The sequence below is a fragment of the Vibrio sp. 10N.222.52.B12 genome, from assembly GCF_002875385.1.
Classification (GTDB): Bacteria; Pseudomonadota; Gammaproteobacteria; order Enterobacterales; family Vibrionaceae; genus Vibrio; species Vibrio jasicida.
In genome coordinates this window covers 21,090-47,064 of sequence record NZ_MDAW01000095.1, presented here as the reverse complement: position 1 = coordinate 47,064, position 25,975 = coordinate 21,090, and the positions used below count along the sequence as shown (strand labels likewise).

Below are 25,975 nucleotides of genomic sequence, written 5' to 3'. Positions count from 1 at the left end.
AATTAGGTTAAAGTAACTTCCTACTAGTAACAAAGTCTAAAACTTAAATCCTAAGAGTTTCCCCAAGAGATTGCCTGACTATCTTTAAATTTGATGGCTTTTATACCTAACCCTTCATAATGATAGTAAACTAACATAGCTAGGGAGCTTTGCTCCTTATAATTAAATTGATCAACACCGCCGGTAAAAAGGCTTATTATCTTTCTAGGCGGTTTGGAGGCAATAGGGGGGCCGAGTAATTCTAAGACATCACTTCTAACCATACTAACCTCCAGCGGAGTTGGAAGCATGTTGTAAATAGTATCTATATTTAATATTTCAACACATACAAGAAGTGAACTTTTTTTGGCAAAGATGAGAGTCAGGCCATATTTATCCATTGACGCTGAAAACTCCCCAATATCATCTTGGTCAAGCTCAACATCACCCTTTAAATGCTCTCCATCTACAAAATCTTGATATGTATATGTACCAATTCGTTCTATGAAAAATAATTGGGTCATTAACACCTTAAAACCTAATAGCTAGAGACCATAAATCTATAAACTTATTCATCCCTCACCCTTCTTCTCCCCAACTAACCCCAGAGGTTGGCATAAAGATTAATCCATTAATCACTTCATTTTCGTATGTATAATAGACTAAAACAGACAAGTTTTTTTCATCAGACCAACTATATTGTTCTACCCAACCTGTTTGTATGCTGAGAATTTTCTTGGACGGTACAGAGTAAATAGGATCTCCAAAGAGAGACTGTACTTGAGAGCGGCTCAAGACACTACTAAAAGGTTCAGGAAGTCGAAAGACCTTCCCATTGAGGCCATTAACCTCGACGGAAAACAGTAAGTTTGATTTACGGTCGAATTCAAAGATCAACTCGTCATCACTGACGCTTATTTTCCTATAGTTGAGAGAATCTTCATCAATCTTATAATTTTCATTACTCAAATTCTCTTTAATGAAGTTCTCGTACGTTTGATTACCAATTTGATCAATGAAGTTCAAAACATCCGTCAATACACTTTCCTTTTTGAGTAACAGTCTATTTATTAATATAGAAATGAAAGTTAAGGGGAATAAATCAACACTTTTAGAAGTGGCAACTTCACTTAAAAATACGTTTTTTAATAACTCCGAATATTTATCTTTGTTACATAAGCAAGGCTAACAAGCCTTGCTTTTTGTTCCACGCCTAAGATCATATAAGCGATTGTTTAGTTGGGCAAAAACTTATAAATCACCGAAGTCATCATCACTAAACATTGCTGCGGGTCCCCACTGGTCAACCCTTATGAAACCAACCCCGGTAAGATTTGCCGCTTTTAGAGCATCAACCACTGTTTCATGGAACAAAAACTTAGGATCTTCATCTAAGGTAAATACCAAACGCTCTTCAAACGGGATTTTGTCTAAAACCGTTTCATCTAGCGACAGGGCTTCTAAGAAAAAGTCATTTTTCACATATCCATCAATGACTGAACGCCCTTGATGTATAGCTCTATAGTTATTCCAAATATGCATCATGAAATAATTCGACCAGACTTTGTCGCCGTTAGTCACTTCTGTTGGATAAAAATCGACCCTCGGAAGCTCAAATGGTAACAATACTTGTCTAAATTTTTCCGATACCATTTGCTCTGCAATTTCATGATAATCGCAAGGAGAGAAACTCTTTTTGTTCCCCTCACACACTTCCACCTTGCCAAGACCTTTTACTTCCCGTTTTAACGAACGTGTAGCCATCAGGTGCTCAAGCCCTTCATCAGAATCTTCAGCCTGCCCAAGCATATGAAAACCGGCATGGCCAGACTCACACAGTAAATAATACTGGTTATCGTATTTCATGTATTTTCCTATTCTAAGCATCTTTAGAAAGTGTTGGCTTTGTTCATGTCATTTGATCGGACAGGCAACATACGCCCTCGCCTTCAAGCTTAACGGTTGGTGAGGCTGAGATGAATTTTGCTTCGGCTTCTATGGTGCCGGATGCGACGCCTTTTTTATCGCCGCCCGCATCACCGGTACTTTTTGAGAATGTGCATCTACATAATTTATCGATTAAATCTTATGCCAATGACAAAAGCGCCTTTCGGCGCTTATCGTATTTGACTTACCTGGAAAATAGCTCACAAGCTTAACTGTCTATGCATCACCGTTATTGGTTTACAGCTAATTAATGCATTAACTAGAGCTTCAGATAAATACAACCCACTTTCATCATATGCTATGTGAGAAGTGCTATCTGATGACTGCCCTTTCGGAACAGCTTGAATGAATTCATACCCATAATTTTCCTTTGATGTGATGACACTCACCATTGCATGGTGTGACTCAAATACTTCATCTAGGTCCAAATCATCACTTACATATAGCCCTGGGTATATTGTAAAGTCGAAAAGAAGGTCTGGAGTTTTCAGCAAGCTATCTACTTTTACATTATGTGAGAACAACTCGGTCCCTAAGTATGTTTGTTTTTTCCAGTTCATTTACACCACCTTCACTTCATTAAAAGCAACGCCGGTAAAGCCATTAGATTCAAATAATTGCTTTACTCTTTCATTAGCAATGATATGGTCAGGGCACTCAGAACAACGAAAGATGTCATGCATAACATTAACTTTACTCAGCTTGTCTTTATCCAAAACTGTAAACATCAGGTCTTCATAAGCTTCATAATCTTCATTGAAGTCCTCCGCCTCGGACTCGCTGATATTTAAAACTGGATAACGAGCAAAGACATTCATAAACCAGTAATCATTGTAAATAGTACCATCTACGTCCACCTCTGCCGGAAGTAACTGAATGCCAGTAATTTGTTGCGATAACAGTTGTTGAACTACTTTTTTATGAGGCAAAAAGTCAATTGCTTTCAACATATCAGACATTTGACGCTGCTCGTAAACTTCATCAACACTTACCTTTATAGGAGTAGTGTAAGCCTTAATATTAGGGTTGTAGATATCATGGACACGATACCAAACCTCTTCTGTAGAAAATGACGCCTCATCTTCTATAAACTTCCACATCATTCGATAATAGTTCATCTATTTACCTATCTTCGTTTTATTCACTCTTGGCAAAGGCGCTACATTACCGCTTATATCACGTAAATCATGGCTTGTTTCACTTAACCTATGAATACATGCCCCATGCGTAATCAACTTTTCTGATTCTTTAAGTTGGTTACGGCATCCTTTGTTACCAGAAAGATAGTCATCTCCCCATTTTTCCGGTCTAGAAATAACCCCTTCTTCAGGCCGTTTACCACCAACATTCTTGTTCATCCTCTCAAGAACTTTTTTAGATATTTCTTCAACTAATTTATGCAGCGTATTCCGATCCCCCTTACACGCTTTGCCTGCTTTAATTTTGGTTTCAAGCTTCTTGAGACGGGTTTTCACAGATTGTGTATATGGATCAGGGTGGTTACTATTGTGAATCTGGACACCTAAATCACAGCCAAGTTCTGGAAGCATAGGCAGTACAGTAATATTATGCTTTTCATTAAGATCATATCCAACTTGAGGTAAGAACTCAAAAAGGAAGTGGTTTCCCTTCATTTCATTAACTGTAATAATGTGATGCGCAGCAAGAATACCGCTTGGTGCGCTCTTTCCATATGCCTTAGTCCCTTTAATATGACGTGGTCGAGTGTAGGAACCATTCTGTTTGTCATAGACCAACCTGTACCAAGGGTGGTTATATTGACTGCCATACCCTAAGAATTTCCACGGATTATGCTTTTGTTCTTCAGTTGTGGCATTTTTAAAATTTCCACCTCTTTTTGTATACCCATAGTTTGGGTGGCCTTTTTCATAGAGCTCTCCCTGATAGCCTTTCTCTGCACTACAGTACTCGTCGCCCTCATCGGCCGTCTTCTTGCTTTTCTTCTTACCACGCTTTTTGTCTTTAGGGCGAATAGGCTTTCCACACAGTGAACATTTCCCACGCTCCAGTTTAGTCTCATCGTCTTCAGGCTTCTCTTTATGGTTATTTTTCGAATGCTTTTTGCCTGCAACCACATTATTCAAAGCTTTTAATAAAGGCTCTGCTGCTTTACCAGCCGATCTCGCTGTCGTTGCACCTGTCAATAAGACAGCCATTGCGGGGCCACCGACACCGCCAGCGGCAGTACCGGCAGCAGTCCCGCCAACTACTATTGCTCCATCAATACCCTTTTGGGTCGCTAGGGATAGGCTATATTTCACCGCTTCATCTGCAGGTAATGCGTCCAGATATAGCTGAGGAATAGTTAGCAGATATTCTCTAATTTCCTGATCAGAAATGATAAGAAGTAGTCGCTCCATCGCTTCAGTTGCTTCTTGTAAGTACAGAGCCCCTCGATCAACTCGCTTTAACGCTTCTTCTAGCTCATCAATATCACCGGTCGTAATGGCATAAATTAATACGCTGAGGTCAATATCGAGCGCATCTAGGTAATCGCCAATCTCGCCAAAGTCAGGCACATAGTTTGTTACACCATCTCCCACCCCTTCGATTGATGACTTAGCCATTTCCCAAACGTATTCTGTCGTCGACGCACTGTCTAACTCGGCTTTTCTCGCTCGAAGTTCGTTTAATTCTTCTTCAGTTTGCGCCTTCAGCTCTTCAAGTAATTCTTTCTGAGGACTTGGCTGGGTAGCATTGTAAGCAATGGTTTCTTTTACAAGATAATCGGCATACTTTTTGATTTCCTCTTTTAGTACGTCTAACTGTGCCGGACGATCCGCTTCGGCTTTGGCTGCTTTATCTCGGTCACCGAACTCAATTTTCGGCACTTCGTGCTGAGGAACCCCATAAACACTTGCGACCCCTTTACCATTAAGTAGGCCTTCGAAGACCTCACCACTACTATAAGTGAGTTTATAAGGTACATTCGATACTGGTGTTTTTTCTTTGTCGTCGTAACACAACTCCAATGCAAAAGGTACTGGTAATGTTCTTTCTGCGTGTACGACATCTGATACTTTTTCGGATTGAGTCGTTTGTCCATTAGAAAAGTTATTCACGACTTTTGGCTTTCCACCGTTAGAAATCAGTTTTGAACTTTTCTCTTGCAGCTTCTCCATACCTGAAGCGGTGATATCTGGTAGTTTTGCTTTTACTTCGTTGGCACTTTTTGCTTGAACCTGCAACGTATCGTAAGCAACTTGATACCCTTTCATCGAAGCGTATTTTGACAGAGTATCAAATCGTTGAACGACTTTGCTCAGTATGGTGTCAAGCTGCCCAGAGACTAACTTTGTCCAGTCATCCCAGTTTAATTCTTTTAAATACTTCTCTGAATCACCGTAACCTTGCTGCCTCAAAAGAGCCAGTATATTGTTGTGCGATTCATCTTCATGTATGGAATGTAATAAGTTAAGCGTTACACCGTTTTTATCAATGATTGGCGCGACTTGAGCTATCAATTCGTTTGCTACTACAGAATAATCATCGTTTGTGCCAAATAGTAGCGCGATATTTTGCGAGATATCATTCGCTTCTTTCTCTGTTAACTCATACTCAAAGTGCGCTCTGACTTCCGTTGCTAACAGTGAGATAAAGTCTTTATCTGAACCTAAGTTTTCGTCAAAAACACCCCAAGTACTACGGACGCTGTCGACACTTCTAGGCTCCCAAAACGGGAGTTTTTCTTTTGCACAATGGGCAAAAAGCGCGTCATCGCTCCACTCATATTTATGTCCATTTAAGCCACGAGATGTTTTAGCTTCATATTTTCTTGAATCTTCCTCGTAGACGACATAGCACTCACCTGGGGGTAAAGAGGACACACTACTGCGCCCATTAGAATCAAGTATTCCACTTCCTATTTCAGCATTATTCCCGTCAAAAACCTTAAACTTCGCATTAGCAAGAGGTTCTCCATCAGGATAGCGGCACTCTATATCCAGCGTATACGTCCCTTCCTGCTCTTCCGTAACAGAAACCGATGGGTTTTGTGCGCCACTAATACACATGGTGTTGGCTTTGTTCATTGTCATTTGATCGGACAGACGACATACGCCCTTACCTTCAAACTTAACCGTTGGTGAGGCTGAGATGAATTTTGCTTCGGCTTCTATGGTGCCGGATGCAACGCCTTTTTTATCACCGCCCGCATCACCGGTACTTTTTGAGAACGTACTGCCTTTGATCGCGACACTGTTGCCACCATCCATAGAGATAGTCGTGGTGCCACCAGCAAGGTCTGCTGATTTAGCATTGTTGCCATAAGGGATAGGAACGATCGGCTTACCGACCTTCGTTAAACAAACATCTGGGAGCGTTGCATTCGCTTCACCACCTGAGCCTTTATGAACTATTGAAAGTCCATTTGCACCAACTGTTACGCCCATAACCAATCCATTTGAATTTTGTTGATTGAATAATAAAAGAGATCGCATATTGCAATCTCTCTAAATGACTAGTGAATTCCACTAAATCGCCAGTGATATTCACGATAAAGTTTAAAACTGGCAGAAGATCTCAATTTGAGATCTTCTGGTTATTGATACATTTCCAACAACTTTTGAAACTTAAGGTCGATCACCATGTAGGTCGCGACATACATGACCGCAAAGGTGATCGCGCTCACCCCTAAAATCAGCTTGGGTGAAATCACCCTTTTTAACGGCTTCTTAAGGTATTTGGCTTTAAGGTTGACTAAAGATACTTTCTCTTGCTCTGCTAAACGTTCATCACGCACGAGTCGATAGATAGTGCTGCCGATTTCCGCGAGTTTTTCGTTGCCTCGCTCTTCGCGTCCGTACTTACCTTGGAAGCCAAGTTGAAGCAGTAAATAGAGAAACTCGATGACGTGTCGGTACTTGCGAGGGTCTGCTTTTAAGCGCTCCAAAATCACGAAGAACTTGTCACCACCAGAGGTCTCATTATGGAACTCTGACAACAAACTGTTCTGGCTCCAATGACTGTTTGCTCCCCACTCCTGACGACAGACAGACTCATCTATTGCTGCGCACAAGCAGTAGCGGATAACCAAAATGGATGCGCGATCCAATTCCATTTCGTTGAGCTTACGTTCGCCCTTTCTGATCTCACGAGCCACCTGTTCACGAAACGGCATTGGGTCATCTAGCCATGGAATCGACGACATACAAGACAGACTCGCGATCAACCAAGAGAATTGGTCGACTAACGGGTTGATACCCATACTCTCGATGTTGAGGTCTTGAACGGCGATATTGCGCGACAAATCAGGCGCCGGCATCACCTCCATCGGTTTGCCAGGCTCTGGTTGAAATAGAACGACGGTTACATCGGTTTCTGCATAACTCATAGACGTACTGCCCAAAGTTGCAATGACAAGTTAGCGAAATCACCCGCGACATGAATCGCAATCGCCGCTGTGTTTTTCAGTGCTGACCACTCTTCGCCCGTCTTATCGAGTTCGAAATAGGTGTAACCCGCATGGTAAGGCAGCGCACGAGGTACAACTGGCATTGGTTTGATCTCGATACCTGGTAACTGCAGGTTAATCAGATCACGAATGTTATCGATAGAACCGATCTTCGTTTGGCTAACAAACTGGGTATGTAAGATATCCAGTGTAACATCGGCTTTAACGGCAAGAATAAAGGTCGTAGTATCGATGATCTTGCTGTCTGGGATTGCTGCTGTTCGAATGCCGTAATTCTGATCTTTCAGTGTCAGTGGCATTGCTCGTTGCTCAGACATCACACTTAACGTCATCTTCGCACTATCAAGTGCACGTGATAGACAACTGGTTAAGTCACCATGATTGTATTTAGTAAACTCAATTGGTCGACGCGTTGCTGAACAAAGCGTTGAAAGCTCACCTTCCGCTTGAAGGAGAATTCGATACAGAGATTCTGGGTGGACCCCTTCTGCACTCGCAAAGTGCCAAAATAACGGCTCGTATCGGTTAAGCGCTTGGAGCAGCATAAAATCAGAAACTGAAGATACGCCTTGCTGATCCACCACACCCAAACGCTGAACAATAGATTCAGCGCGGTGTTTCAACATAGAAGCAAATTCAGTCGCGAACTTGTTCAGTACGGTTGAAGCATGAATATCAATACAAGTCGGAATAAAGCTCTCATCTAAGATAACACTGCCATCTGGCTTTACTTCTGAAATTTTTAGGATCGGAATCGATGTGTATGCGCTCTTGTCTTCATGGTCATACATCAAACAGAAGTTAAGCTTACCAACTACGATGTTTGCCATGTCTTCTGAATCATAACAAGCGTCAACCGCTTCTTGAGATTCCATCGTGTAACGCGCGCCGTCTTTCTTCGTTCCGAACAGTTCAGAACGTTCTGACGGTAATGGGCAACAGAGATAAACCACTTTGTCGGCAATCGAAGGGTCAACGTCTTTCACTTCTGGCAATTCTGCCAACAGTGGCAAATCAAAAGGCGTTCTGTCTTGCAAAATACCTTCTGCCCGAGTGATGCCAATCTTACCCAGCGCAAGTAACTGCGAGTTAATTTCTAAACGCTTAATGCCCCAATGCAGGGGCAAGGCGTTTGAACTCAACATACTAGAAAGTTTACTTTGTGAACGATCGAGTTGCTGAAAGTGCTGCGGCTTCATGAACATTCCATCTTGCCAAACAACTGGATTGTATAAAGACATGCTTTTATTCCTTAAAAGTAAACTTGTTCAATGCCGCGAGTATTATCAGAAATCAACTCACTGCCTTCTAACTTGAGCTTCAGGTAGTACTCGCTCTTCTCTTCAATGACTTCCACTTTTCGCCATGACGATCCATCAATATCACGGAAAGCGACCGAGAAGCCGACAGCGCGTGTAGCTGGATCAAGCGTTAACATCTCGTGGATTTTGTCGCCTGGCTGGATTTGGTATTCGTAACGCTTGATGTATTCGTCACCCAATGACGCTTTATCGTTCTCAAACAATGCAAAAAAGTCTAGGCTACGGAAAAGTACTGGCGAACTTAGCTCATGAACGCGAAGGATAACTGGCGATGATTGGCCTCCCTCACGTACGTTTAAAACCGACGATGCCTCTATCACTAACTCAATAGAAGAAGTTTCTGGCGTGATGCCTGTTGATTCTTTTAACTGATCCCACATGGAACATCCGGATAGCAATGCAAATCCGAGTAATACAGCGATACTACGCATGGCTTCCCTTAATCGCTTTGTTGTAGTTCTTTTTAATAAGACCTTTCAACGATGTTTCGTTGAACTGACGACGGTTCTTCGCGTAAAACTCCAAATACTCGCCCCAGAGCTTAGATTTAGTTGCAAACATCGATTTGCTTGCTACATCATTTGCAAACGTGACAGGGTCATTCGTTTCTGATTGCTCAATCAGCAACTCATTGAGCGCTTTATTAAAAATAATTTGATGATCATTAAGTTCATCAAGCATCTGTTCGACTAGTTCGTTTGGCGCGAGTAAATTCTGGCTATTTAACGTCAACATGAGCTCGGCAAGATTCGACTCTGCTTGGCTCAGCCCTTCCTCTTCTTTCAAAGATTCCACTTCGTGAAGGTCTTTTTGCAAGTTATCGATACACAAGCGTAAGCACGTACCCATTTGCTTAAACAACAACGCTTCATTACTTATCAAGTCGGGGTTGGTGATACCTAACCCTTCGTAGAATGCTTGGCTAATATCATTATGGGTTTCACTTCCAGCCCCATCGAAAGACGAATTCGATACAAAGCCGACTTTTGTTTCTGACGCTGGCTGCTGAGTTTTATCCTTTATTTGTGAAGAAGGGATAAACGCTTGCGTGACCTCTTCCCATTTTTGTCCAACCGGTTCGCTTTTAGGCGCACTCTGTTGATAGGAAGCATCACCGTTCACCTGATGACTTGGCGAACGGTCACTCATCAATGACTCTTCAGCATTAGACGAAGTCTCTTTACGGTAAAAATCGTCTGGAACTTGCTGCGTGTTTGCTTGGGGCTGTGAATCACTCTTGGTTTGAACAGGCGTTGATTCGTTACTTTTGGTGTCTGTACCCAACCAATCTTCAGGGATCAGGTTAGGCAAATCCAATTCGGAATGAATACTGAAACTGTCGTCTACGATTTGACGCGTGTTTTCGATAGAACTAGGTTGTGGTTCCTGATCTTTTTCTTCGTTTCTGATTAAGTGGTCATCATCGCGTTGCATGGAAAACTTGAGGTGTGCAATAGGGTCGTGGCTATCAACATCGTCTTGTTTTGTTTCCATGAACAAGTCTTCTAATGCGCCTACTTTTTCTTCCTCTTCGACTACCGCCTCTCCTAAGTTGACAAGCGGGTCGTTAGAAACACGTTCAGGAGCAATATCGGCAGCAATGTCTTGTGAAGCAGTAACGTGCTCTAGCGACACGCCAATTTCGTATTGACCCAGAGAAACAATGTCACCGTCGACAATCGATACTGGCTGGTTTTTCAGTATCTTGTTGCCATTGACCATGGTGCCATTTGTACTGACATCGCTGATGTAATACGTATCACCGTAAACACTGATCAGACAGTGCGTTCCTGAAATAAAGCGATTGTGATCCGCCAAAGGCAAAGTACAACTGGATGCTCGCCCTACTGAGCCGCCACCTTCCGGCATTTCAATATGCTTCGCACCCGTGTATTCCTCTGGGCATTTCGAAATGAATAGGACTAGCTGATGTAAGCGCATTGCTAAACCTTAAAATAGCAGTGAAACAGAGAGTTCAACGCCACCCAATCCATCATTTACAACAGGAAGAATGTAGGAAGCTTGCGGAATGATTTGAATGTGGGCGTCAGGGTTGCTACCAAGTTTGATTGCGGTACCTAACGTAACGACAGCGCCAAGTTCAAATTGGTCAATGTCTTCGATGGCTTCATAACGGAAACCATCCTGATCGACTTTCCAACGATTTGAATACTGGGAATACCCTAAAGACAGGCCGGCACCAATATAAGGGGTAAAAATACTCCAAGAGCTCAGTGCATATTGAGGCACAACGCGAAGCTCGTAATTAGTGACCTCTTCGTAGACGCCATTTGCCGGAGCATCAATGTCTTCTGCGAGATAATTAAAGCCCAACCACCAACGCCAACGGTTGTTGTTTTCGTCGATTGGACGCGTATGCACCAAGCCGTAACGTAAAGCCTCTTGATCGCCGCTAGAACCTTCGTCGTAGTCGTGGCTTTCCACCATAAGCATGTTTACTGAACCGCCATATCGTTCCCCTTTCGCTATTGCAAAAGTAGAAAACAGACACATGGCTGAAATCAGCCCCACTTGACTTGGTTTTAGCATTTCGTCCCTCTAGGTAAGCCTTGTAATAATACTTAGAGGCGAAAGATATCAACTCTCTTTTCTTTTTCAATAAGGTAAAAAATAGCGCCATCAAATAAGGTAAAACGCCTATGAATTAAAGCAATATAACTATGGATATATTCATAAAGGCGGCAAGGAAAATTTGAATATATTTGGTTAGATAATGAACTTTACTAATTTAGTTGCTACTTATATTTGGGAACCATCTATAAAACGAACAAACACATCAGGCTACATTTAATAAGCAAACGCTATTAAAGTGACCACTAAACAAGTTAATCTTAATTTTAATAATACAACACTGCTTCAAATTTAAGACCATTCTCATAATCAATGCAAATGATAAAAGCCAATTCGCATCGAATATTCTTACTATAAATGGAATGCACATCACCTTTACAAATGCCAAATAAATCAACACCTGACAGCAGAAATGTGAACGAATGTCACACTAAGTTAAATTACATTGATTTACATATTATTTATTATTCAATTTCTTTCTTTTGCCTATAAAATCCCACAAAAAAAAGATGATAGTGCAGTATTTATATTTTAATCACTGGTTACTGTCTTTATATATACTCAGTTGGAATTAGACATTATGTTTTTCAGCGACTTCACCAGAAGGCCGATCGATGAAAGTAATCCCAGCGGCTCAAACCCTAATGGCTTAGATGATTTTGACGAAATAAAGCGTCAAATAAATAACCTAAATAAGGTCACTGGACGTGTTTCATGGAAGACGGTTCAAACGCTCTCAAAGAAGATTTTAAGTACACAAGGAAAAGACTTTCGCTGTAGTTGCTACTTTACTGTCGCAGCAACGCATAATGAGGGTCTAAAAGGGCTTGTTGAAGGGTTAAACTCTCTACTCGATTTGTGTGTGGTGTATTGGTATACCGCTTATCCAGAGCATTCGAAAGCTAACGCTCGCATGGGCGCTATCGAATGGATGGTTGAAAACACCGAAAGACGCATCAACAAACATAAAGTAAGGCAAGAAGAGTTACCTCTAATTGAGGCTGCTCATCAGCTTTGTTTAAGGATTGAAGAAGAGCTTCGCCTTCACTATGGCATTAAAGCGCCTTCGTTTGGTCGTATTCGTCGTATTTTGAATCAATGGATTGAAGAGCTTAAAGAACAAAAAGCAAAAGAAACCAAAACGATAGAAGCAAAACAGGCGAAACCCGACAGTACAGGCATAAAGCTTGAAATCGCACCACCAGCAAAACCATCAGTAACCAAAACTCAATCCCAAAAGGGCGAAGAGAAAGGCGTTGAGAGCTCTAAGTCAAGCAAGGTGATGGTTTACTCGATAATCGGTTTAATGGTGACGGCTTTTGCGTCGCACTTCATTTACAAGCAGCACCAGTACCAAACACTTAAAGGCCAGATTGAACATGCCTCTTTGAGCGAACTCACCACCTTGGTTGATTCACTAAGCGTTAAAAACAAGGAATATCTTACTTCTTTAAGGTCAACGACGGTCGATCGTCTCGACGTTCTAATGACAGATTGGACGATTGATCCAGTCAAAGTTAGTAAGGTAAATACGATAGATAAGCTCACCAGTGAGTTAACGATACTTTATCCAGATTCGTCATCTGCACAGCAACTTCGAGAGAATTTTTTAGAGCAACGTTCTCGTTTCGAGGCTGAATTCGATGTCATATACAAACGGTTTGCCTATGCTAGGACCGTATTTGCCAATGTCGCAAAACAGAACTCAGATAAAGATTCAAAGAAAGCGTATGAGTACAGTAATTCACTTTTTCCGCTTCTTGGTCGAATTGAATACGCAGAAAAGAACACCCAGCAAAAGGAAATTGATCGCTCACTCCTTTTACTGAACACCTACCTATATAAGATAAACCAGTTACAAACTGCGGAAACCGACAACAAATAACAATACAAGTAAAAGAAGTTATAGGCTTATGTTCAAACAAAAAATACTCAGAAACCCGATCGTGGTTTCGACCTTTGTGGCACTGTTATTTGCCGCAATACTGGCTGGGGTGTATTTATTCTGGCTTGAAGACGCAGACAAACTTTATCTCTGGGTTGGTCTTGGTGTTATTGCCACTTTCTACCTTATTTTTCAATTCACTTTGTGGTTTAAGAAAAAGAATAACGCTAAGGCTCAGCGCCTAGAAACAGAGGAAGAAGCGCTTTCCATGGTGATTCGCCCTCTCCTTTCTAACGCGGGTAAAAAACCAATCTATCTAATGATTGGTAATAAAGGGTCTGGACGACGTCAATTTTTGTTTAATTCCAGTGCAATTAAACCAATGGACAGAACACGCACGGCCAAAAATGACTTCTTCGAATGGTATGAGTCTGACGGTGCGGTGTACATCAAACCTGATCAACGTTTAGTTTTCCAAGAAGTGTCGAGTAGCGACGCTTCACTGTGGAATACGTTCACTAACGAAGTGATTCGTCATCGTCCTAGAAAACCTTTTGCTGGTTGTCTGTTCTTTATCGACTTTGAGTTCCTGATTGTTTCAGAGCCAGAGCAAAAAGATTACACCATGACAGCATTACTCCAACGTATGACATCAATCAGTGAGAAAACATCCTCTGCACTGCCTGTGTATTTGATGATGTCTAAACTGGATAAACTGGATGGCTTTAAAGAGTACGTTCATTTCAGTTCACTAAAAACGCGTGTTGAGTTCCTTTCTATACCGTTGAAAGAAGCAAAAGGTGTGATCACTGAGTACTACAAAGACGGTTACCGTAACCTTGTTAAAGTGCTGGAAAGTAACGCTCTGGATTCTTCAGCAAACTCAACTGAGATCGACGAAAAACAGGCAATCCTTTCTTTTCCTAAACAGTTTGAACTGGCTCAGTCTGAGGTTAGCTACATCTTAGAGCGCCTCTGTGAATCGAACAGTGGTGTTTACTCGTTAGACATCCGTGAAATCTTTTTCTGCTCAAGCTTACAAGGCGGTCGTAAATACAATCTGCTGGCGAAGAGTTGCAGCAACTACTTCAACTTACCGATCATTGCCTCTGAGCATACTCAGCTAACAGAAACTCCTTACTTTTCAAGGTTCCTGATCGATTCTCAGATCCTTCCAGAGAGCGATTTTGCGGGTGAGAACAAAACCTACCTACGTTTGATTCAACGACAAAGTCATCTTGCGATGTTTGTGTCTGTTGTCATTCTTGCTGGCGGTGGCTATTTCTTCGTTAGAACACTCGACAGTAACTTACGAGTGATTAACCAGTTGCTTGGTATCGATGACACCGCTCAAGCAGAGCAAGAAGCAAGTTTTAATCAACTGTTAGTCAATGCGACTCGTGCGATTCAGCCGTCTTACAGTGCTTGGTTAGAAGGCTCAAAAGAGCTAGATAACGAAGTTCTACCACTGAACATCAGCCGTTTAGATAAAAGCACCAAGATTGCTTACGAGGCACTACTAAAAGAAGTGGCTCAACAACTGATGCCCGTTGTAGAAAAAGGTTACCGCCTACAACTGACTCATAACCAAGATGACTTTAGCCGCTCACTGCCTTTGCTAAAAGGCTACTTGATGCTAAATGACCCGTCTAAACGCGACATTCAATTCTTGCGTCATCAAACATTGGCCATGATGAATGAGCTAAGCAGTCAACCTGATGTAGTAAACCAGGCGATGCGCTATCTAGATGCCTACTTCCGTACTCAGTTTGCTTCTGTCGACATCAGCATGGACATCGTTCGCGCAACTCGACGCTCTTTACTTGCAAACTCAAACGTAGACTTGGTTTACGCTGGCATTTTGAATCAAGCGGATGCCATCGACCTCGGTACGCTTGATCTTCAACGAGCGGTAGGCTTTGAGTTTAACAATGTGTTCAACGAGCCATTAGCCGACAACCGTCTTATCATCGACAAAATCTACACGTCTACTGGTTTTAGCACCTTCTACCGTCCTCGTGTAGATCTAATGTCGCAGCAAGTCATCACTGACAACTGGGTACTTGGCCTTTCAAACCATGTTATCCCAACGAAGACAGAGCAAGATGATTTCAAGACGCAAGTACGTAAGAAATACACAGACGATTACATCAACTACTGGCGAAATGCACTGAGTGAGCTCAAGGTTCAGCATTACAACAACGTTGGGGATCTGACAAACGCGATTGACCTTATTTCAGGCCCTTCATCACCGATGACAACCGTGTTGAAACAAGTGTATGCCAACACTCAGTTCTCACCAGTTGGAGAGAAAAACGCACTGATTTCACAAGTTAACCCTAAGTTGTTAGAAGTTGCTGATTCTGCTTCGGAAGCGGTTGAAGAAGCAGTGAAACCAGATTACTTGCTTATGAAGCGTGTAGAACAAGCGTTCCACCTGCTCAACCAATTGCAAGTTAGTGAAACACCGAACTCCCCTACTCCATGGGATGAAACCATTGCCGCATTGAGCCGCGTTCGTACTTACATGAAAGACATTGCTGACGCGCCAGACCCACAAATGGCCGCACTAGCAGCGGCTCAACACCGCATGAACAGCACAGAAGCCGATCCGCTTATCAAACTTAAGCAGATTGCTCAAAAATCACCAGAGCCTGTACGCAGTTGGTTGTTGGATGTTGTCCAACAAAGTTGGTCAGTGATGATTGCAGAATCTTCAAAAGGCATTCAAACCCAATGGTATAGCGAGATTTACACCAAGTTTAAGGAGCTAGGGCTTGGTAAATATCCATTTGATCTTACCGCAACAGAAGAAATTTCAATCGAAGATTTCGAATTGCTGTTTGCATCAGGTGGTTTGTTAGACACCTTTATTCAGAAAAACTTTGCGCCGTTTTACGACACAAACTTATGGACACCAAAGCAGGTAGATGGCGAAACCATGCCACTGTCACCTGCCCTGCTGGTGCAATTGCGTAATTACAATGTGATCCGAGATACATTGATTAATAAGAGCACAAACCGAGTTTATATTCCGTTTAGCGCCAAAGTATTAGACCTTGATTCTAGTGCGATCAGAGCCAGCTTGAAAATCGCTGACACTGACATTAACTACTATCACGGTCCGAGCCGAATTCGTGAGATGGAGTGGCCACCGCAGAATGGTGACTTCAATATTAGTATCACGATACAAGATGTAACCGACGAGGGTAAGCAGCACGTTCTAAATAAGAGTGGTCAGTGGGCGATATACAGATTGCTAGGTGATTCGACCCTGACAAACACTCATAACGGTAGCTTCGTCAGTGACATAAAAGTGTCAGGAAGGGATTTGAGCCTACGTATCACCCCATTGACACAGAAAAACCCATTCACTCTGGCTGAGCTGTATAACTTTACACTTCCAGAGTCGATTTAATAACAATATAAAAACCAGAATAGGCAGAACACATGATTTCTAACATGACTTTACAAGGCTTAGATAAGTTGGATCGCAAAATCCTTTCCAGTCTGTTATCAAACGGACGCGAATCAATTGCGAACCTATCTAGAAACATCGGTTTGTCACGTACTGCTGTTGCAGAAAGAATTAACAGGTTAGAAAAGACGGGGATCATCAAAGGCTATACCGCTCAGATCCGAGTAGAGAACGAAGGTCGAAAGGCGGCAAGTTACCTGCTCATCTCTTGCGAAAAAGGCAAAAAAAATGAAGTAACAAGTGCCTTAAAAGAGATTCCTGAAGTTCGTTTAACCAGTGTTGTTGGTGGTAGCTTCGACATTATTGCTCTTATCGAAGCGCCAGACCTTCAATCAATCCACCACTTGTGTAACGAGATTGAATCATTCAGTGGGATTCAAAAACTTGATACAACGGTGGTTCTGCACCAGCCAATCAGTCGCTAGGCTTAATAAGTAAAATAGCTCTCAAACGAAAAAGCCGCTCAATTGAGCGGCTTTCTTATATGCTTCCAATCACGCGAATCTTGGCGTCTTTATAACTAGGGTTACCAAGCCAAAAGCTTTGTCCCAGGCTGTTCCCTTCACCTTGACCGAGATTGTTTTCTGGTATTGAGTCTAAGTTAACCGTTAGCTTGAGGTCCCAAGACATTGGATCTCGCAAAATAAACCGCATCAGTCCCACCAGTGTATTGTGCAACTCGCCATCATAAGAGAACTTTCTAAACGTCTCAAAATCAATGTTATCGATACAAAGGTTAAACTTACCGTTCAAATCCGAAATGCTTTGCCCTAAGTGCAAACTATGACCTAGCACACAGTTTGCTCGGTTTAGTTTATTACGTTGGCATTCTGCAATCTCTACTCGACGATGAACCCACTCCTCAATACGGACATTAGGTAAAGAAAAGTAGTGGGCAACAATACCGGAGATAAGCTTAGGCGAGCGCGTACGTGTTGAGAGTTGGTTGACGTAAGAGAGAATTTTCGCTCTATCCAACTCCGCAACATCGCAATCTTGCATGACACCAGACAAACCAGCTAAATGTAGAATACGTCCTGAGAACGCATCACTTGCACCGCTCTGGTACTGGACGTGATACCGGTATTTCTTCCAGACGCGGTACAGCAAGCTCGTGTAGCGGTTGTGGAAGAAGTCGAAAAAGTCTTTAACTGGGTTGTCTTCTGGGTCGCGGCCTGCAAGTTTTTCAGTATAAGACGCAGGCAGTGGCGAACTTGAACCATGTAAACCGAGAAAATTCGTCTCTACGCGCGAGTATTGCTGTCCATTTCTTTCCATATGAGCGATAAAGTCCATATCGCTCTTGGGAAATGACAAGTTTGGTGAAACACTAAACTCAATACGCTCTTGATGAAAATACTTGTTTTCACCCACGGCGACAAAGTCAGTTTCTGGTTGCAGTTGGTAATGCTTCTCCAACAACAAAACCGCTTGGTAGAAGCTAAACTCATTCGACTTATCAGAGAGTGTATTAATCATAGAATCGTCTGCTGTCCAATTAGGCTCGTCCAGTTATAGACTTCACCGCTGGCTTCATCAAAAACTTCCAGCTCTGTAAACGAGTTCACACTGGAATACAGTCGGATGAACTCGTTCAATACGTTCGCCATTAAGAACATATCCCCCTCGTTCACAAAGAACTTCGAATTCGTTACGAGCTTAAACTGATTGCCTCTTACTGATACGCCGCGGAACACACGATCAATCGGTTTCATTTCAGAGGAGATAATGCCGTCGAGTCGGTGAATCGACGCTCGGTGTGCTTGTCGGTCAACACGAGAGTGGAAATCATACGTAGACAAAAGCACTTTAAGTACATCGATATTTGCCAACGACAAATAGTTCAGTGACATATTAGCGATAAGTTGCCATTGAAGCTCACCGTTCACTTGCGGGCTGACTGACTGTGTAGGTTTAGTGATGTTTTTAAACGTCGCATACGTCGGCGATTTATGGGTGGCATAGGTAATGTCCCCAACAGACAGGCGCTCAGCTAAATCTGCATTGCTGCATTGCAGCTTCATCAGGACCGTTTCGGTTCCCAAATCGGCAATGTCGCCATTGTGCGTATGGAATGAGATATAACGCTCAAGGCCACGACCGCTCACTCGTTCGCCTACTTTGGATTTGTAGAACTCACGCTTGTCTCGTTGGTTGATTTGGTGCTCAAACGATTCGAATTCAATTAATGGTTTACGACGACGTTCATCCTTGCTCCAGCTTTCTACCTGTTCAATAGCATACACCTCGTAGTGTTCTTGGCTGTTGCTTTGAGGACGAACTTTGTATTCATTTCGTCGATGTTCTAAACGAATCGGATCACCATCTTTCTCGAACAAGTTAACGGCTGGCGTACAATGCAATCTTAAGTGCTTATCTTTCAAAACCACTTCAGAAGGTAAAGCACGCTTAAAATGGAACTTCACCTTGACTGTACTGCGCTGTGGAATTCCTTTTAGCCACTCTAGACCTTTGATGTCAAAAAACATGAACTTGTCTGGAAGAGAGAAGAATTCTTGCAGTAAGCGGTAACCGGCAAACGAGTTTTTGCTGTAAGGCAACAGCGCTTCATCTTCTTCATGCCCAACTGGCACGACATATTCAGGGCCAAGGCGATGTTTGTAGCCACCACCGACATCCAGCTCAACGTAATCTAAATAGCGGAATAACCAAAGAAAAACGGTGCGCGTAATATGAATTTCACCATGAAGGTGAAGACGTAACGTATCTAAACCAATGCGCGAAAGTTCCAAACCATGCTCTGTTGATAACGTTACATCAATCGAAGAGCTCGTGCGGCTGTTGGTTTGTTCAATATTGGTCAGCGTAATCGGGTAAAGGTTGACGTCATAACATGTACGGAATAAACACTGCGTTCCCTCTACCTGCTCGCTCGCCATTTCTGCGCCACGTTTTACCACGGTTTTCTCAGTGACACTACCAGTGTGAGGTTTGAGTTCACTGATGCACAGAGAAGGAATAGAACGCATATAGTGCGGCCACAGCAACGTCATAAGAGATTGCGTCAGCTCTGGCAACTCATCATCAATCTTTTCGCGAATTCGCCCCGTTAAAAAAGCAAAACCTTCCAGTAGCCGCTCAACGTCTGGATCGAAAGTGCCTTCTGAGAGGAAGTGCGTTAACTTGGGGTGATATTTGGCAAACTCACTACCCGATTCGCGCAAATACGTGAGTTCATCTTGGAAGTATTTACTGTTACTCAAGTGGCACCTACTAAACGTTAAATTGGCCGTCAGTTCCCATGTAGACGTCAATAGACATTGGGACTTTACCGCCGTTATGGGAAACCTCACCTCGAATACCAAACCCAAGCTGTAAAGGATTGTGGTGGTCTTCTCGGTAATGAACCTCGACATTCAGCAATCGCGGTTCAAAGCGTTCTATGGTTGAAGTGATGTTGTTTTGAATGTGGCGAACGAGGTTCGTATTGTTGGAGAGTACGTCGTTAAAGTCAGGTAAGCCGTATTCACTATCTATCATCGCATTGCCCGAATGCGTGTTGAGCAAATCCGCCAAATGCGAGTGAATGGATTCGATTAAATGACGATGAGAAACGACTTTCTCGTAGCAGTTTTTGGGCTCACCAAGCTCGATGCGCTCTAAAAGACGATAACCTTTTTCCATATCCGGTCCTACGAAAAAAGCAGCCAGTCTTCACTGGCTGCTTGATATTATCAGCAATGGGTTATTGGTCTAGCTTGCCAACTAGTGACAAGTCAAAGCTTGCGCCCATGTACTTAAAGTGAGGACGTACAGACATTGATACTTTGTACCAACCTGGATCGCCTTCTACGTCTGATACCTCAACCTTCGCAGCACGTAGTGGACGACGACCACGTACTTCTGCTGGCGGGTTTTCCTGATCAGATACGTACTGACGAATCCACTTGTTCAATTCGATTTCTAGGTCAGAACGCTCTTTCCAAGAACCGATTTGCTCACGCTGTAGCACTTTGATGTAGTGTGCTAGACGGTTGATGATGAACATGTAAGGCAACTGTGTGCCCAACTTGTAGTTCATCTCTGCTTGCTTACCTTCTGGCGTATTCGCAAACACTTTTGGTTTTTGAATAGAGTTCGCCGAGAAGAATGCCGCGTTGTCAGAACCTTTACGCATCGTTAGCGCAATAAAGCCCTCTTCTGCCAGTTCGTATTCACGACGGTCAGAAACAAGAATCTCAGTTGGGATCTTAGTTTCGATTTGGCCCATCGCTTCAAAGTTGTAAACCGGTAGATCTTGAACCGCACCACCACTTTGAGGACCAATGATGTTTGGACACCAGCGGTATTTAGCGAAAGATTCGCTGATCTTAGACGCCATAGCGTACGCTGAGTTACCCCATAGGTAGTTGTCGTGGCTGTCTGTTACTTGCTCGTCGTAATCAAATGCTTTGATTGGGTTATCTTCTACCGAGTAAGGCGTACGAAGCATGAAGCGAGACGTACACAGACCTAGGTAACGTGCGTCTTCGTGCTCACGCAGGCCACGCCATTTCGTGTATTGTGGGCCTTCAAATACAGACTTAAGGTCTTTTAGGTTTGGTAGCTCTTCGTAGCTGTCTAGGCCAAAGAACTTAGAAGATGCAGACGTGATAAACGGTGCGTGAGACATCGCACCTACGTTCGCCATGTATTCCATCAGTTTGATGTCTGGAGATGATGCAGACAGGTCGTAATCACAGATTACCGCGCCAACAGGTTTACCACCAAATTGACCGTATTCACGAGTGTAGATCTGTTTGTATAGACCAGACTTCACCACTTCTGGTGCGTCTTCGAAATCGTCTAGTACTTCATCTTTCTTCGCAGAGATCAGTTCAATCTGAATGTTCTCACGGAAGTCAGTATGGTCAACTAGGTACTTAAGACCACGCCACGTCGATTCGATGGCTTGCACTTCTTCGTTGTGAAGAATGGCATCAACTTGCTTTGACAATTTTTGGTCGATTTCAGAGATCATCAGGTCAACCAAAGATTGATCGACTTTCTCTGTGGTCGAACTGCTTAGTAGCTCACTGATGAATGCTTCTACGCCGCGTTTTGCAACATCAAAACCTTCATCACTTGGCTTTAAACGAGTTTCGTTAAGAATGCTATCCAGAAGTGACCCTGATTCAACTAAGGCTGCTTCTTGTTCTGGCGCTTGTGCTTCTGCAGACATGATATCCCTTACTCTTCTTTCGCTTCTTGGTCGTTGCCAATGCTTAGTTCATCCAACAGTTTCTTTCTCGCTTCTTCATCTTGAAGAACCGATGCGATCTTCTTACGGAACGCAGGAACGTTACCTAGAGGACCTTTCAATGCAACCAAGGCTTCGCGAAGCTCGAGCAGACTATTTAGCTCTGGTACGCTTTTCGCGATCGCTTCAGGAGAGAAGTCCTTCATGTTTTCAAACGTTAGATCAACACCGATTTGCGCACCTTCTTCATCAGAAAGGCGGTTTTCAACGTTTACTCTAACGTTTGGAGACATGCCTTCTAGCACTTCGTTAAAGTTGTCTTTGTCGATATTGATTGGCGTACGTTCTTCGATTGGCGTCTCATCTGCACGTGCAGTAAAGTCACCAACCACCATCATGCTCAGCGGCAGTTCAACGTCGTCTTGCGTATCACCAGTTGCTGGAACATAACGGATATTAATTCGCTCTTTAGGAGCCACCGAGCCGTCACGTGACATAATTAGTTCCTTATCTAACTCTGTAATCAGTCATAAATTGCTTTCCACTGTTCATACTTGGCAGGTAAAAGATCCTTGGTTCGGAATAACGGATGGAGTGTTTTTCGAATTAGGTCTTTTAGTTGCAAAGATAAGTGTGGTTCCCAGCTCTCAAGATTAAATTCCTGATGTACATCCCAACCCTTCTCAAGATACGGCAAGCACAACGGGTATAATCCAACAGACTGGTAAGCTGTTATCAATTGTAAATACAGCAAAAATTGCCCACGTCCCGAGCTATCCAGTTCGAGTTTGCGAGCAAGTTCTGCAGCACGCTCCCCTAGGTTTTCTAGGGTGATATCCTCCATTAGCGACGAATCGTCCTCGGTAATCACCACGGTCTGAATGACCGCTGGCGAGCCCGATGAACCTGCAACTTGAGTCGATAACCAAGCCAAAGTTGCTTCGTCCGCAAATGGTATAGAATTCTTAAATGAAAGGTGTTCAATGCCTTCCAGTGATTCAACGAAACGTCTCACCTCTTGCTTCACCGCCGTTGCGGCATCGTCAAAGCCCAGATTGGTGAGCATTGAATAGACATAGAAGTGGCCCGTCAGCCAAAAAGGCGCATCGGTTAGTGTGCGCTCTAAACGCTTAATCGTATCGATATCACTTTCTTGGTTGGCCTTGTCACGATACTCCGCTTGTTGATCGGAAGAGACCGCTAAACTGAGCGGTGTTTCGTTGTTTTGATGATCGGGTAAGTCATCAATGTCATCCCAAGTCAGATGACGATAAATTCGATAGGCAAGTGGATCGCTCGCGTTGGAATAAAGCATGACCTCCGCAACCTTCTTCAAGGTGCGTTTAGAAGCAGTTGGTGAGGAGAAATCCGTATCAACATCAACCTCCGGCGCCGCGGCTTTTTTGGCCACTTTCGGTTTAGCTACAACCGATACGCTTTGACTGCTTGATGGTTGCTCCGCTACTGGCCTAGGGGCTTCTTCTGCGTTTTCCGCTTGTACAGATTGAGCGGACGCACTTTGTTCCGCTGAAGATGTCGTACCCGCCTCGTGAGAGTCCGCTCCAGCTTGTTGCGATAAGATATTCAGCTGGGTACGAATCTCAAAGAAATCCGCCTCTGAATCTTGGAAAACATCATCAAACTGGCGCTGTACGTCTTCAATCGTACTGATACAACGAGAGACAAGCTCCCAAGGTTGTGTACTTTCCGCTAATTTACCGCTTACCAGTTTAAACTGATGGTTTAACCACTCAACGGCGCCATCTCTACCTCGCTTTCTGGTTGGGTAAAGATTCGCACCAAACTTCGTTAACGCCCCATTAAGCAGCTGCAAGCCCTGTTCAAAACCTTGCAAGTCTGACTCTTCTGTAAGTGCACGAATGAGATAACAAATCGCCTTAAGATCTTTGCTGTGATGTTCAAGAACCTCGGTAGCGTGCGTTTTGACGACACCCCATTCCACAGTTTCCCCAAACAAAGAGCCAAACTTCTTCACTTCGGCTTCCATCATTTCGTAGCAAAACTCGTAACGCGCGTCTTCACCGACTGGATTTGCGTCTGAAATTGGCGTAAGCAAACGTTCAATATCAATCACTGACATCACTAACCTCGCCCTTCAGATAAAAGATAATCTTTAATGGCTCTTTCCACAGCGATCGCACCACGTGCTGGTTTAGACAGTTGATGACTTTTGTCGATGGAATCTGATGCCATACCGTTAAGTAGCTCGGTAATCTCACTGAATTTTTTGGGTGCGTTACGCTCTAGATCCGCCAGTGAGTCATGCAGTTTTTGCTGATCAAAAATGGACTGTTCTGTCACTGTGCTAAACAAGATGAATTCACTTCTTGCGACAATCAGATCTTTCACTTTTTTACTGAGTTCTGGCGAATTACCAAAGTAAGCTTTTGCGGCTTTCGCTTCGTCAATCGCTTTGGTGTAGTAGTGGTCCTTCGCATGTTGCTCAATGGATTCATTAATGCTTTCTAAGACTCGTTTCGGCAGTACCTGGCTGTAGAAATAAGCTTCTGACTGATTGAGTAACCAAGCCGCTTTCATTTCATCATCTGCTTGCTTCGCTTCACCCGATAAAATCAAATTAGTGATTTGCTCATCTTTGCTGCCCGCAACGGCAGACAGTTTCATTGAATCAACCGCAGCAACGTTCAAACCTGCCATCACTTTGGTCAGGGTTTTATCAGCATAAGGAAACAGCGCTCCATCATCGACAAGCTTCTCACGCAACGTAACCAACTCTTTGCGAATATCGACTAAGGTTTTTGGTAAGTCATCCGCTAAGTCTTGATAAGCGGTCAACTGGCTTTGGTTCTTCTTGTACAACTTAGACAGTTTCATCTGTTGCACTTGGAAAGCTTCACGATATGGCGCAGTAGTCACCACGTTCTTTTCCATATCATTAAGAGCGAATTCAATATCCCAGGGTGGCTGCGCTAAGAAAGAGGCCGTCTGTGCTGGCTTGATCGTACTAACCAAAGGTGTTTCAGTCTGTGAAATCGATGGCTCAGACTTAACAATGGTTTTCCATTCTGGCTGGTTTTGTTGGTACAAGTAGCTGCCAGTAATCGCAATCACGCTGAGCACCAAACTCGCCTCTAAAATTTTGAAACGTCCATAGCCAGACTTATCTTGCGGTTTGCAATGCGTCAGTAATAAATCTGCATTGCGTAAGCTACTAAAAATTGGCGCGTTTGATTGTGAATCAATCGACTGCGTATCAATACGTGCGAGCTGTTGGGCAAATGAGATGGCTGTATAGCCATGCCCTCTCGGATTATTGATGACTTGCTTCAGCAGCTTCCAAATGTGGTTGGGAATGAGTGCAGGTCGCTTGCGATCTTTTAACTGTTTATGCCAAGCATCACCAAAAATAGCACCGATAAATAGATGTCCGGTTAGTAAAGCTAGAGAATATACGTCGTCTTGTGGCTCGGTTGTGCCTGTCTCTAGATAAAGCGGCGAAGCGTAACTCAGACTGGCTTCGGCATGTGTCTCAGTCTCACCAATATAACGAGCCGCACCAAAATCAACCAGCTTGACGTAATCGCCCTCACTGACAAGCACATTTGATGGTTTGATATCGAGATGGCAGATGCCTCTGGTGTGCATAAACTCAAGCGCGCCAGCCAGTTGATACACGAGCCAAGCAATGTGATCGTGACGAAAGCCCTTAGTCGAGTGACGTTCCATTTTTTCTGCGAGAGATTCGCCTTGAATCCACTCATACATCAAATACGGACGTTCGAACTCGTTGCCGACTTTAATAAACTCAGCAACACTTGGATGCTGGGAAATCTCTAGTCGACTGGCTTCATTTACCAACATTTTGCTGGCAACTTCTGGCGCCTCTTCATTGACGACTTTGCAGCAGATTTGTTTTTCTGGCTGGCCTTTCTTGGCGAGATGGTAAACCGTAGTTCTACCATTTTTTGAAGACAGCGTGTCTAGTACATCAAATTGCGAAAAAAGAACGTACTCAAGCTTTGGCTTATTTTTTTGCGCCAATCTTTGCTCGTTCTGTTTCTTTTTCTCAATGGCTTTAACAACCAATTGATTAATATATCCTTTGGCTGCTCCCTGCTTATCAGACACTCTGCACTCTTTCATCGAACAAATATTA

22 protein-coding genes are annotated in these 25,975 nt (G+C 43.3%); 3 read left to right on the top strand and 19 right to left on the bottom strand.

The genetic code is table 11. The annotated features are described in order from the left end of the window. Positions 1-50: 50 nt before the first annotated feature. The 12 genes from BCT11_RS04370 to BCT11_RS04315 all read right to left on the bottom strand — a co-directional run bounded on the left by BCT11_RS04370 (position 51) and on the right by BCT11_RS04315 (position 11,232). Positions 51-503: a DUF6392 family protein gene (locus tag BCT11_RS04370; protein WP_102387306.1), complete on the bottom strand. Its 453-nt coding sequence runs from the start codon at positions 501-503 to the stop codon at positions 51-53. Positions 504-558: 55 nt separating this feature from the next. Then, a complete protein-coding gene (locus tag BCT11_RS04365) occupies positions 559-1,017 on the bottom strand; it encodes a DUF6392 family protein (protein WP_061036018.1) in 459 nt (152 codons plus the stop codon). 213 nt (positions 1,018-1,230) lie between these two features. Next, positions 1,231-1,845, bottom strand: a complete 615-nt coding sequence (locus BCT11_RS04360; RefSeq protein ID WP_102387469.1) for a hypothetical protein — start codon at positions 1,843-1,845, stop codon at positions 1,231-1,233. Between the two features lie 43 nt (positions 1,846-1,888). Then, complete coding sequence (locus tag BCT11_RS04355) at positions 1,889-2,059, bottom strand: PAAR-like domain-containing protein (RefSeq protein WP_241908981.1); 171 nt, start codon at positions 2,057-2,059, stop codon at positions 1,889-1,891. A 67-nt stretch (positions 2,060-2,126) separates the two neighbouring features. Next, positions 2,127-2,486, bottom strand: a complete 360-nt coding sequence (locus tag BCT11_RS04350; RefSeq protein ID WP_102387305.1) for a hypothetical protein — start codon at positions 2,484-2,486, stop codon at positions 2,127-2,129. Beyond that, on the bottom strand, positions 2,487-3,044 hold the full coding sequence (locus BCT11_RS04345; RefSeq protein WP_038867802.1) for a hypothetical protein: 558 nt from the start codon (positions 3,042-3,044) through the stop codon (positions 2,487-2,489). After that, positions 3,045-6,338 (bottom strand): PAAR-like domain-containing protein, encoded by a 3,294-nt coding sequence (locus BCT11_RS04340; protein WP_102387304.1) that lies wholly within the window; start codon positions 6,336-6,338, stop codon positions 3,045-3,047. 149 nt (positions 6,339-6,487) lie between these two features. Further along, the gene (gene icmH / locus BCT11_RS04335) at positions 6,488-7,279 is read right to left on the bottom strand and encodes a type IVB secretion system protein IcmH/DotU (RefSeq protein ID WP_038867806.1); all 792 of its coding nucleotides are present in this window, start codon (positions 7,277-7,279) and stop codon (positions 6,488-6,490) included. Continuing rightward, positions 7,276-8,601, bottom strand: coding sequence for a type VI secretion system baseplate subunit TssK (tssK, locus tag BCT11_RS04330; protein ID WP_102387303.1), 1,326 nt, complete (start codon positions 8,599-8,601; stop codon positions 7,276-7,278). The genes icmH and tssK overlap by 4 nt, the downstream gene beginning before the upstream one ends. An 11-nt stretch (positions 8,602-8,612) precedes the next feature. Further along, a complete protein-coding gene (gene tssJ, locus BCT11_RS04325) occupies positions 8,613-9,113 on the bottom strand; it encodes a type VI secretion system lipoprotein TssJ (protein ID WP_081094945.1) in 501 nt (166 codons plus the stop codon). Further along, complete coding sequence (locus BCT11_RS04320) at positions 9,106-10,623, bottom strand: FHA domain-containing protein (RefSeq protein WP_102387302.1); 1,518 nt, start codon at positions 10,621-10,623, stop codon at positions 9,106-9,108. Before BCT11_RS04320 ends, tssJ begins: the two co-directional genes overlap by 8 nt. 9 nt (positions 10,624-10,632) lie before the next feature. Beyond that, on the bottom strand, positions 10,633-11,232 hold the full coding sequence (locus BCT11_RS04315; protein ID WP_102387301.1) for a hypothetical protein: 600 nt from the start codon (positions 11,230-11,232) through the stop codon (positions 10,633-10,635). 622 nt (positions 11,233-11,854) lie between these two features. On the opposite strand from BCT11_RS04315, the gene BCT11_RS04310 reads away from it, so the two are divergent. Genes BCT11_RS04310 through BCT11_RS04300 form a run of 3 tightly spaced genes read left to right on the top strand, consistent with a single transcriptional unit; the run spans position 11,855 to position 17,062 of the window. Beyond that, complete coding sequence (locus tag BCT11_RS04310) at positions 11,855-13,159, top strand: type VI secretion system ImpA family N-terminal domain-containing protein (protein WP_186175414.1); 1,305 nt, start codon at positions 11,855-11,857, stop codon at positions 13,157-13,159. 28 nt (positions 13,160-13,187) lie between these two features. Continuing rightward, a complete protein-coding gene (tssM, locus tag BCT11_RS04305) occupies positions 13,188-16,577 on the top strand; it encodes a type VI secretion system membrane subunit TssM (protein ID WP_102387299.1) in 3,390 nt (1,129 codons plus the stop codon). 32 nt (positions 16,578-16,609) lie between these two features. After that, on the top strand, positions 16,610-17,062 hold the full coding sequence (locus BCT11_RS04300; RefSeq protein WP_009705245.1) for an Lrp/AsnC family transcriptional regulator: 453 nt from the start codon (positions 16,610-16,612) through the stop codon (positions 17,060-17,062). A 55-nt stretch (positions 17,063-17,117) separates the two neighbouring features. On the opposite strand, the gene tssG is transcribed toward BCT11_RS04300, so the two are convergent. The 7 genes from tssG to BCT11_RS04265 form a co-directional block, all read right to left on the bottom strand. Beyond that, positions 17,118-18,116: a type VI secretion system baseplate subunit TssG gene (tssG, locus tag BCT11_RS04295; protein ID WP_198593915.1), complete on the bottom strand. Its 999-nt coding sequence runs from the start codon at positions 18,114-18,116 to the stop codon at positions 17,118-17,120. Next, positions 18,113-19,861 carry a type VI secretion system baseplate subunit TssF gene (gene tssF, locus BCT11_RS04290; protein ID WP_042601595.1) on the bottom strand — a complete coding sequence of 583 codons (1,749 nt, stop codon included), beginning with the start codon at positions 19,859-19,861 and terminating at the stop codon, positions 18,113-18,115. Before tssF ends, tssG begins: the two co-directional genes overlap by 4 nt. A gap of 10 nt (positions 19,862-19,871) precedes the next feature. Beyond that, entirely contained in the window at positions 19,872-20,282 is a 411-nt protein-coding gene (gene tssE / locus BCT11_RS04285) for a type VI secretion system baseplate subunit TssE (RefSeq protein ID WP_038867824.1), read from the bottom strand. Positions 20,283-20,343: 61 nt separating this feature from the next. After that, positions 20,344-21,819 carry a type VI secretion system contractile sheath large subunit gene (gene tssC, locus BCT11_RS04280; RefSeq protein WP_038878565.1) on the bottom strand — a complete coding sequence of 492 codons (1,476 nt, stop codon included), beginning with the start codon at positions 21,817-21,819 and terminating at the stop codon, positions 20,344-20,346. An 8-nt stretch (positions 21,820-21,827) separates the two neighbouring features. Beyond that, on the bottom strand, positions 21,828-22,334 hold the full coding sequence (gene tssB / locus BCT11_RS04275) for a type VI secretion system contractile sheath small subunit (RefSeq protein ID WP_038867828.1): 507 nt from the start codon (positions 22,332-22,334) through the stop codon (positions 21,828-21,830). Between the two features lie 26 nt (positions 22,335-22,360). Next, positions 22,361-23,938: a type VI secretion system protein TssA gene (gene tssA / locus BCT11_RS04270; protein ID WP_102387296.1), complete on the bottom strand. Its 1,578-nt coding sequence runs from the start codon at positions 23,936-23,938 to the stop codon at positions 22,361-22,363. Between the two features lie 2 nt (positions 23,939-23,940). Continuing rightward, positions 23,941-25,947 (bottom strand): protein kinase, encoded by a 2,007-nt coding sequence (locus BCT11_RS04265; RefSeq protein WP_198593914.1) that lies wholly within the window; start codon positions 25,945-25,947, stop codon positions 23,941-23,943. Positions 25,948-25,975 lie beyond the last annotated feature (28 nt).

Coding starts and splice junctions, on each gene's coding strand:
- tssC (WP_038878565.1), bottom strand. CDS start 21,819: ATGTCTGCAGAAGCACAAGCGCCAGAACAAGAAGCAGCCTTAGTTGAA.
- tssM (WP_102387299.1), top strand. CDS start 13,188: ATGTTCAAACAAAAAATACTCAGAAACCCGATCGTGGTTTCGACCTTT.
- BCT11_RS04340 (WP_102387304.1), bottom strand. CDS start 6,338: ATGGGCGTAACAGTTGGTGCAAATGGACTTTCAATAGTTCATAAAGGC.
- BCT11_RS04370 (WP_102387306.1), bottom strand. CDS start 503: ATGACCCAATTATTTTTCATAGAACGAATTGGTACATATACATATCAA.
- tssK (WP_102387303.1), bottom strand. CDS start 8,601: ATGTCTTTATACAATCCAGTTGTTTGGCAAGATGGAATGTTCATGAAG.
- BCT11_RS04360 (WP_102387469.1), bottom strand. CDS start 1,845: ATGAAATACGATAACCAGTATTATTTACTGTGTGAGTCTGGCCATGCC.
- BCT11_RS04315 (WP_102387301.1), bottom strand. CDS start 11,232: ATGCTAAAACCAAGTCAAGTGGGGCTGATTTCAGCCATGTGTCTGTTT.
- BCT11_RS04345 (WP_038867802.1), bottom strand. CDS start 3,044: ATGAACTATTATCGAATGATGTGGAAGTTTATAGAAGATGAGGCGTCA.
- BCT11_RS04300 (WP_009705245.1), top strand. CDS start 16,610: ATGATTTCTAACATGACTTTACAAGGCTTAGATAAGTTGGATCGCAAA.
- tssG (WP_198593915.1), bottom strand. CDS start 18,116: ATGATTAATACACTCTCTGATAAGTCGAATGAGTTTAGCTTCTACCAA.
- tssE (WP_038867824.1), bottom strand. CDS start 20,282: ATGGAAAAAGGTTATCGTCTTTTAGAGCGCATCGAGCTTGGTGAGCCC.
- tssA (WP_102387296.1), bottom strand. CDS start 23,938: ATGTCAGTGATTGATATTGAACGTTTGCTTACGCCAATTTCAGACGCA.
- icmH (WP_038867806.1), bottom strand. CDS start 7,279: ATGAGTTATGCAGAAACCGATGTAACCGTCGTTCTATTTCAACCAGAG.
- tssJ (WP_081094945.1), bottom strand. CDS start 9,113: ATGCGTAGTATCGCTGTATTACTCGGATTTGCATTGCTATCCGGATGT.
- BCT11_RS04310 (WP_186175414.1), top strand. CDS start 11,855: ATGTTTTTCAGCGACTTCACCAGAAGGCCGATCGATGAAAGTAATCCC.
- BCT11_RS04350 (WP_102387305.1), bottom strand. CDS start 2,486: ATGAACTGGAAAAAACAAACATACTTAGGGACCGAGTTGTTCTCACAT.
- tssB (WP_038867828.1), bottom strand. CDS start 22,334: ATGTCACGTGACGGCTCGGTGGCTCCTAAAGAGCGAATTAATATCCGT.
- BCT11_RS04320 (WP_102387302.1), bottom strand. CDS start 10,623: ATGCGCTTACATCAGCTAGTCCTATTCATTTCGAAATGCCCAGAGGAA.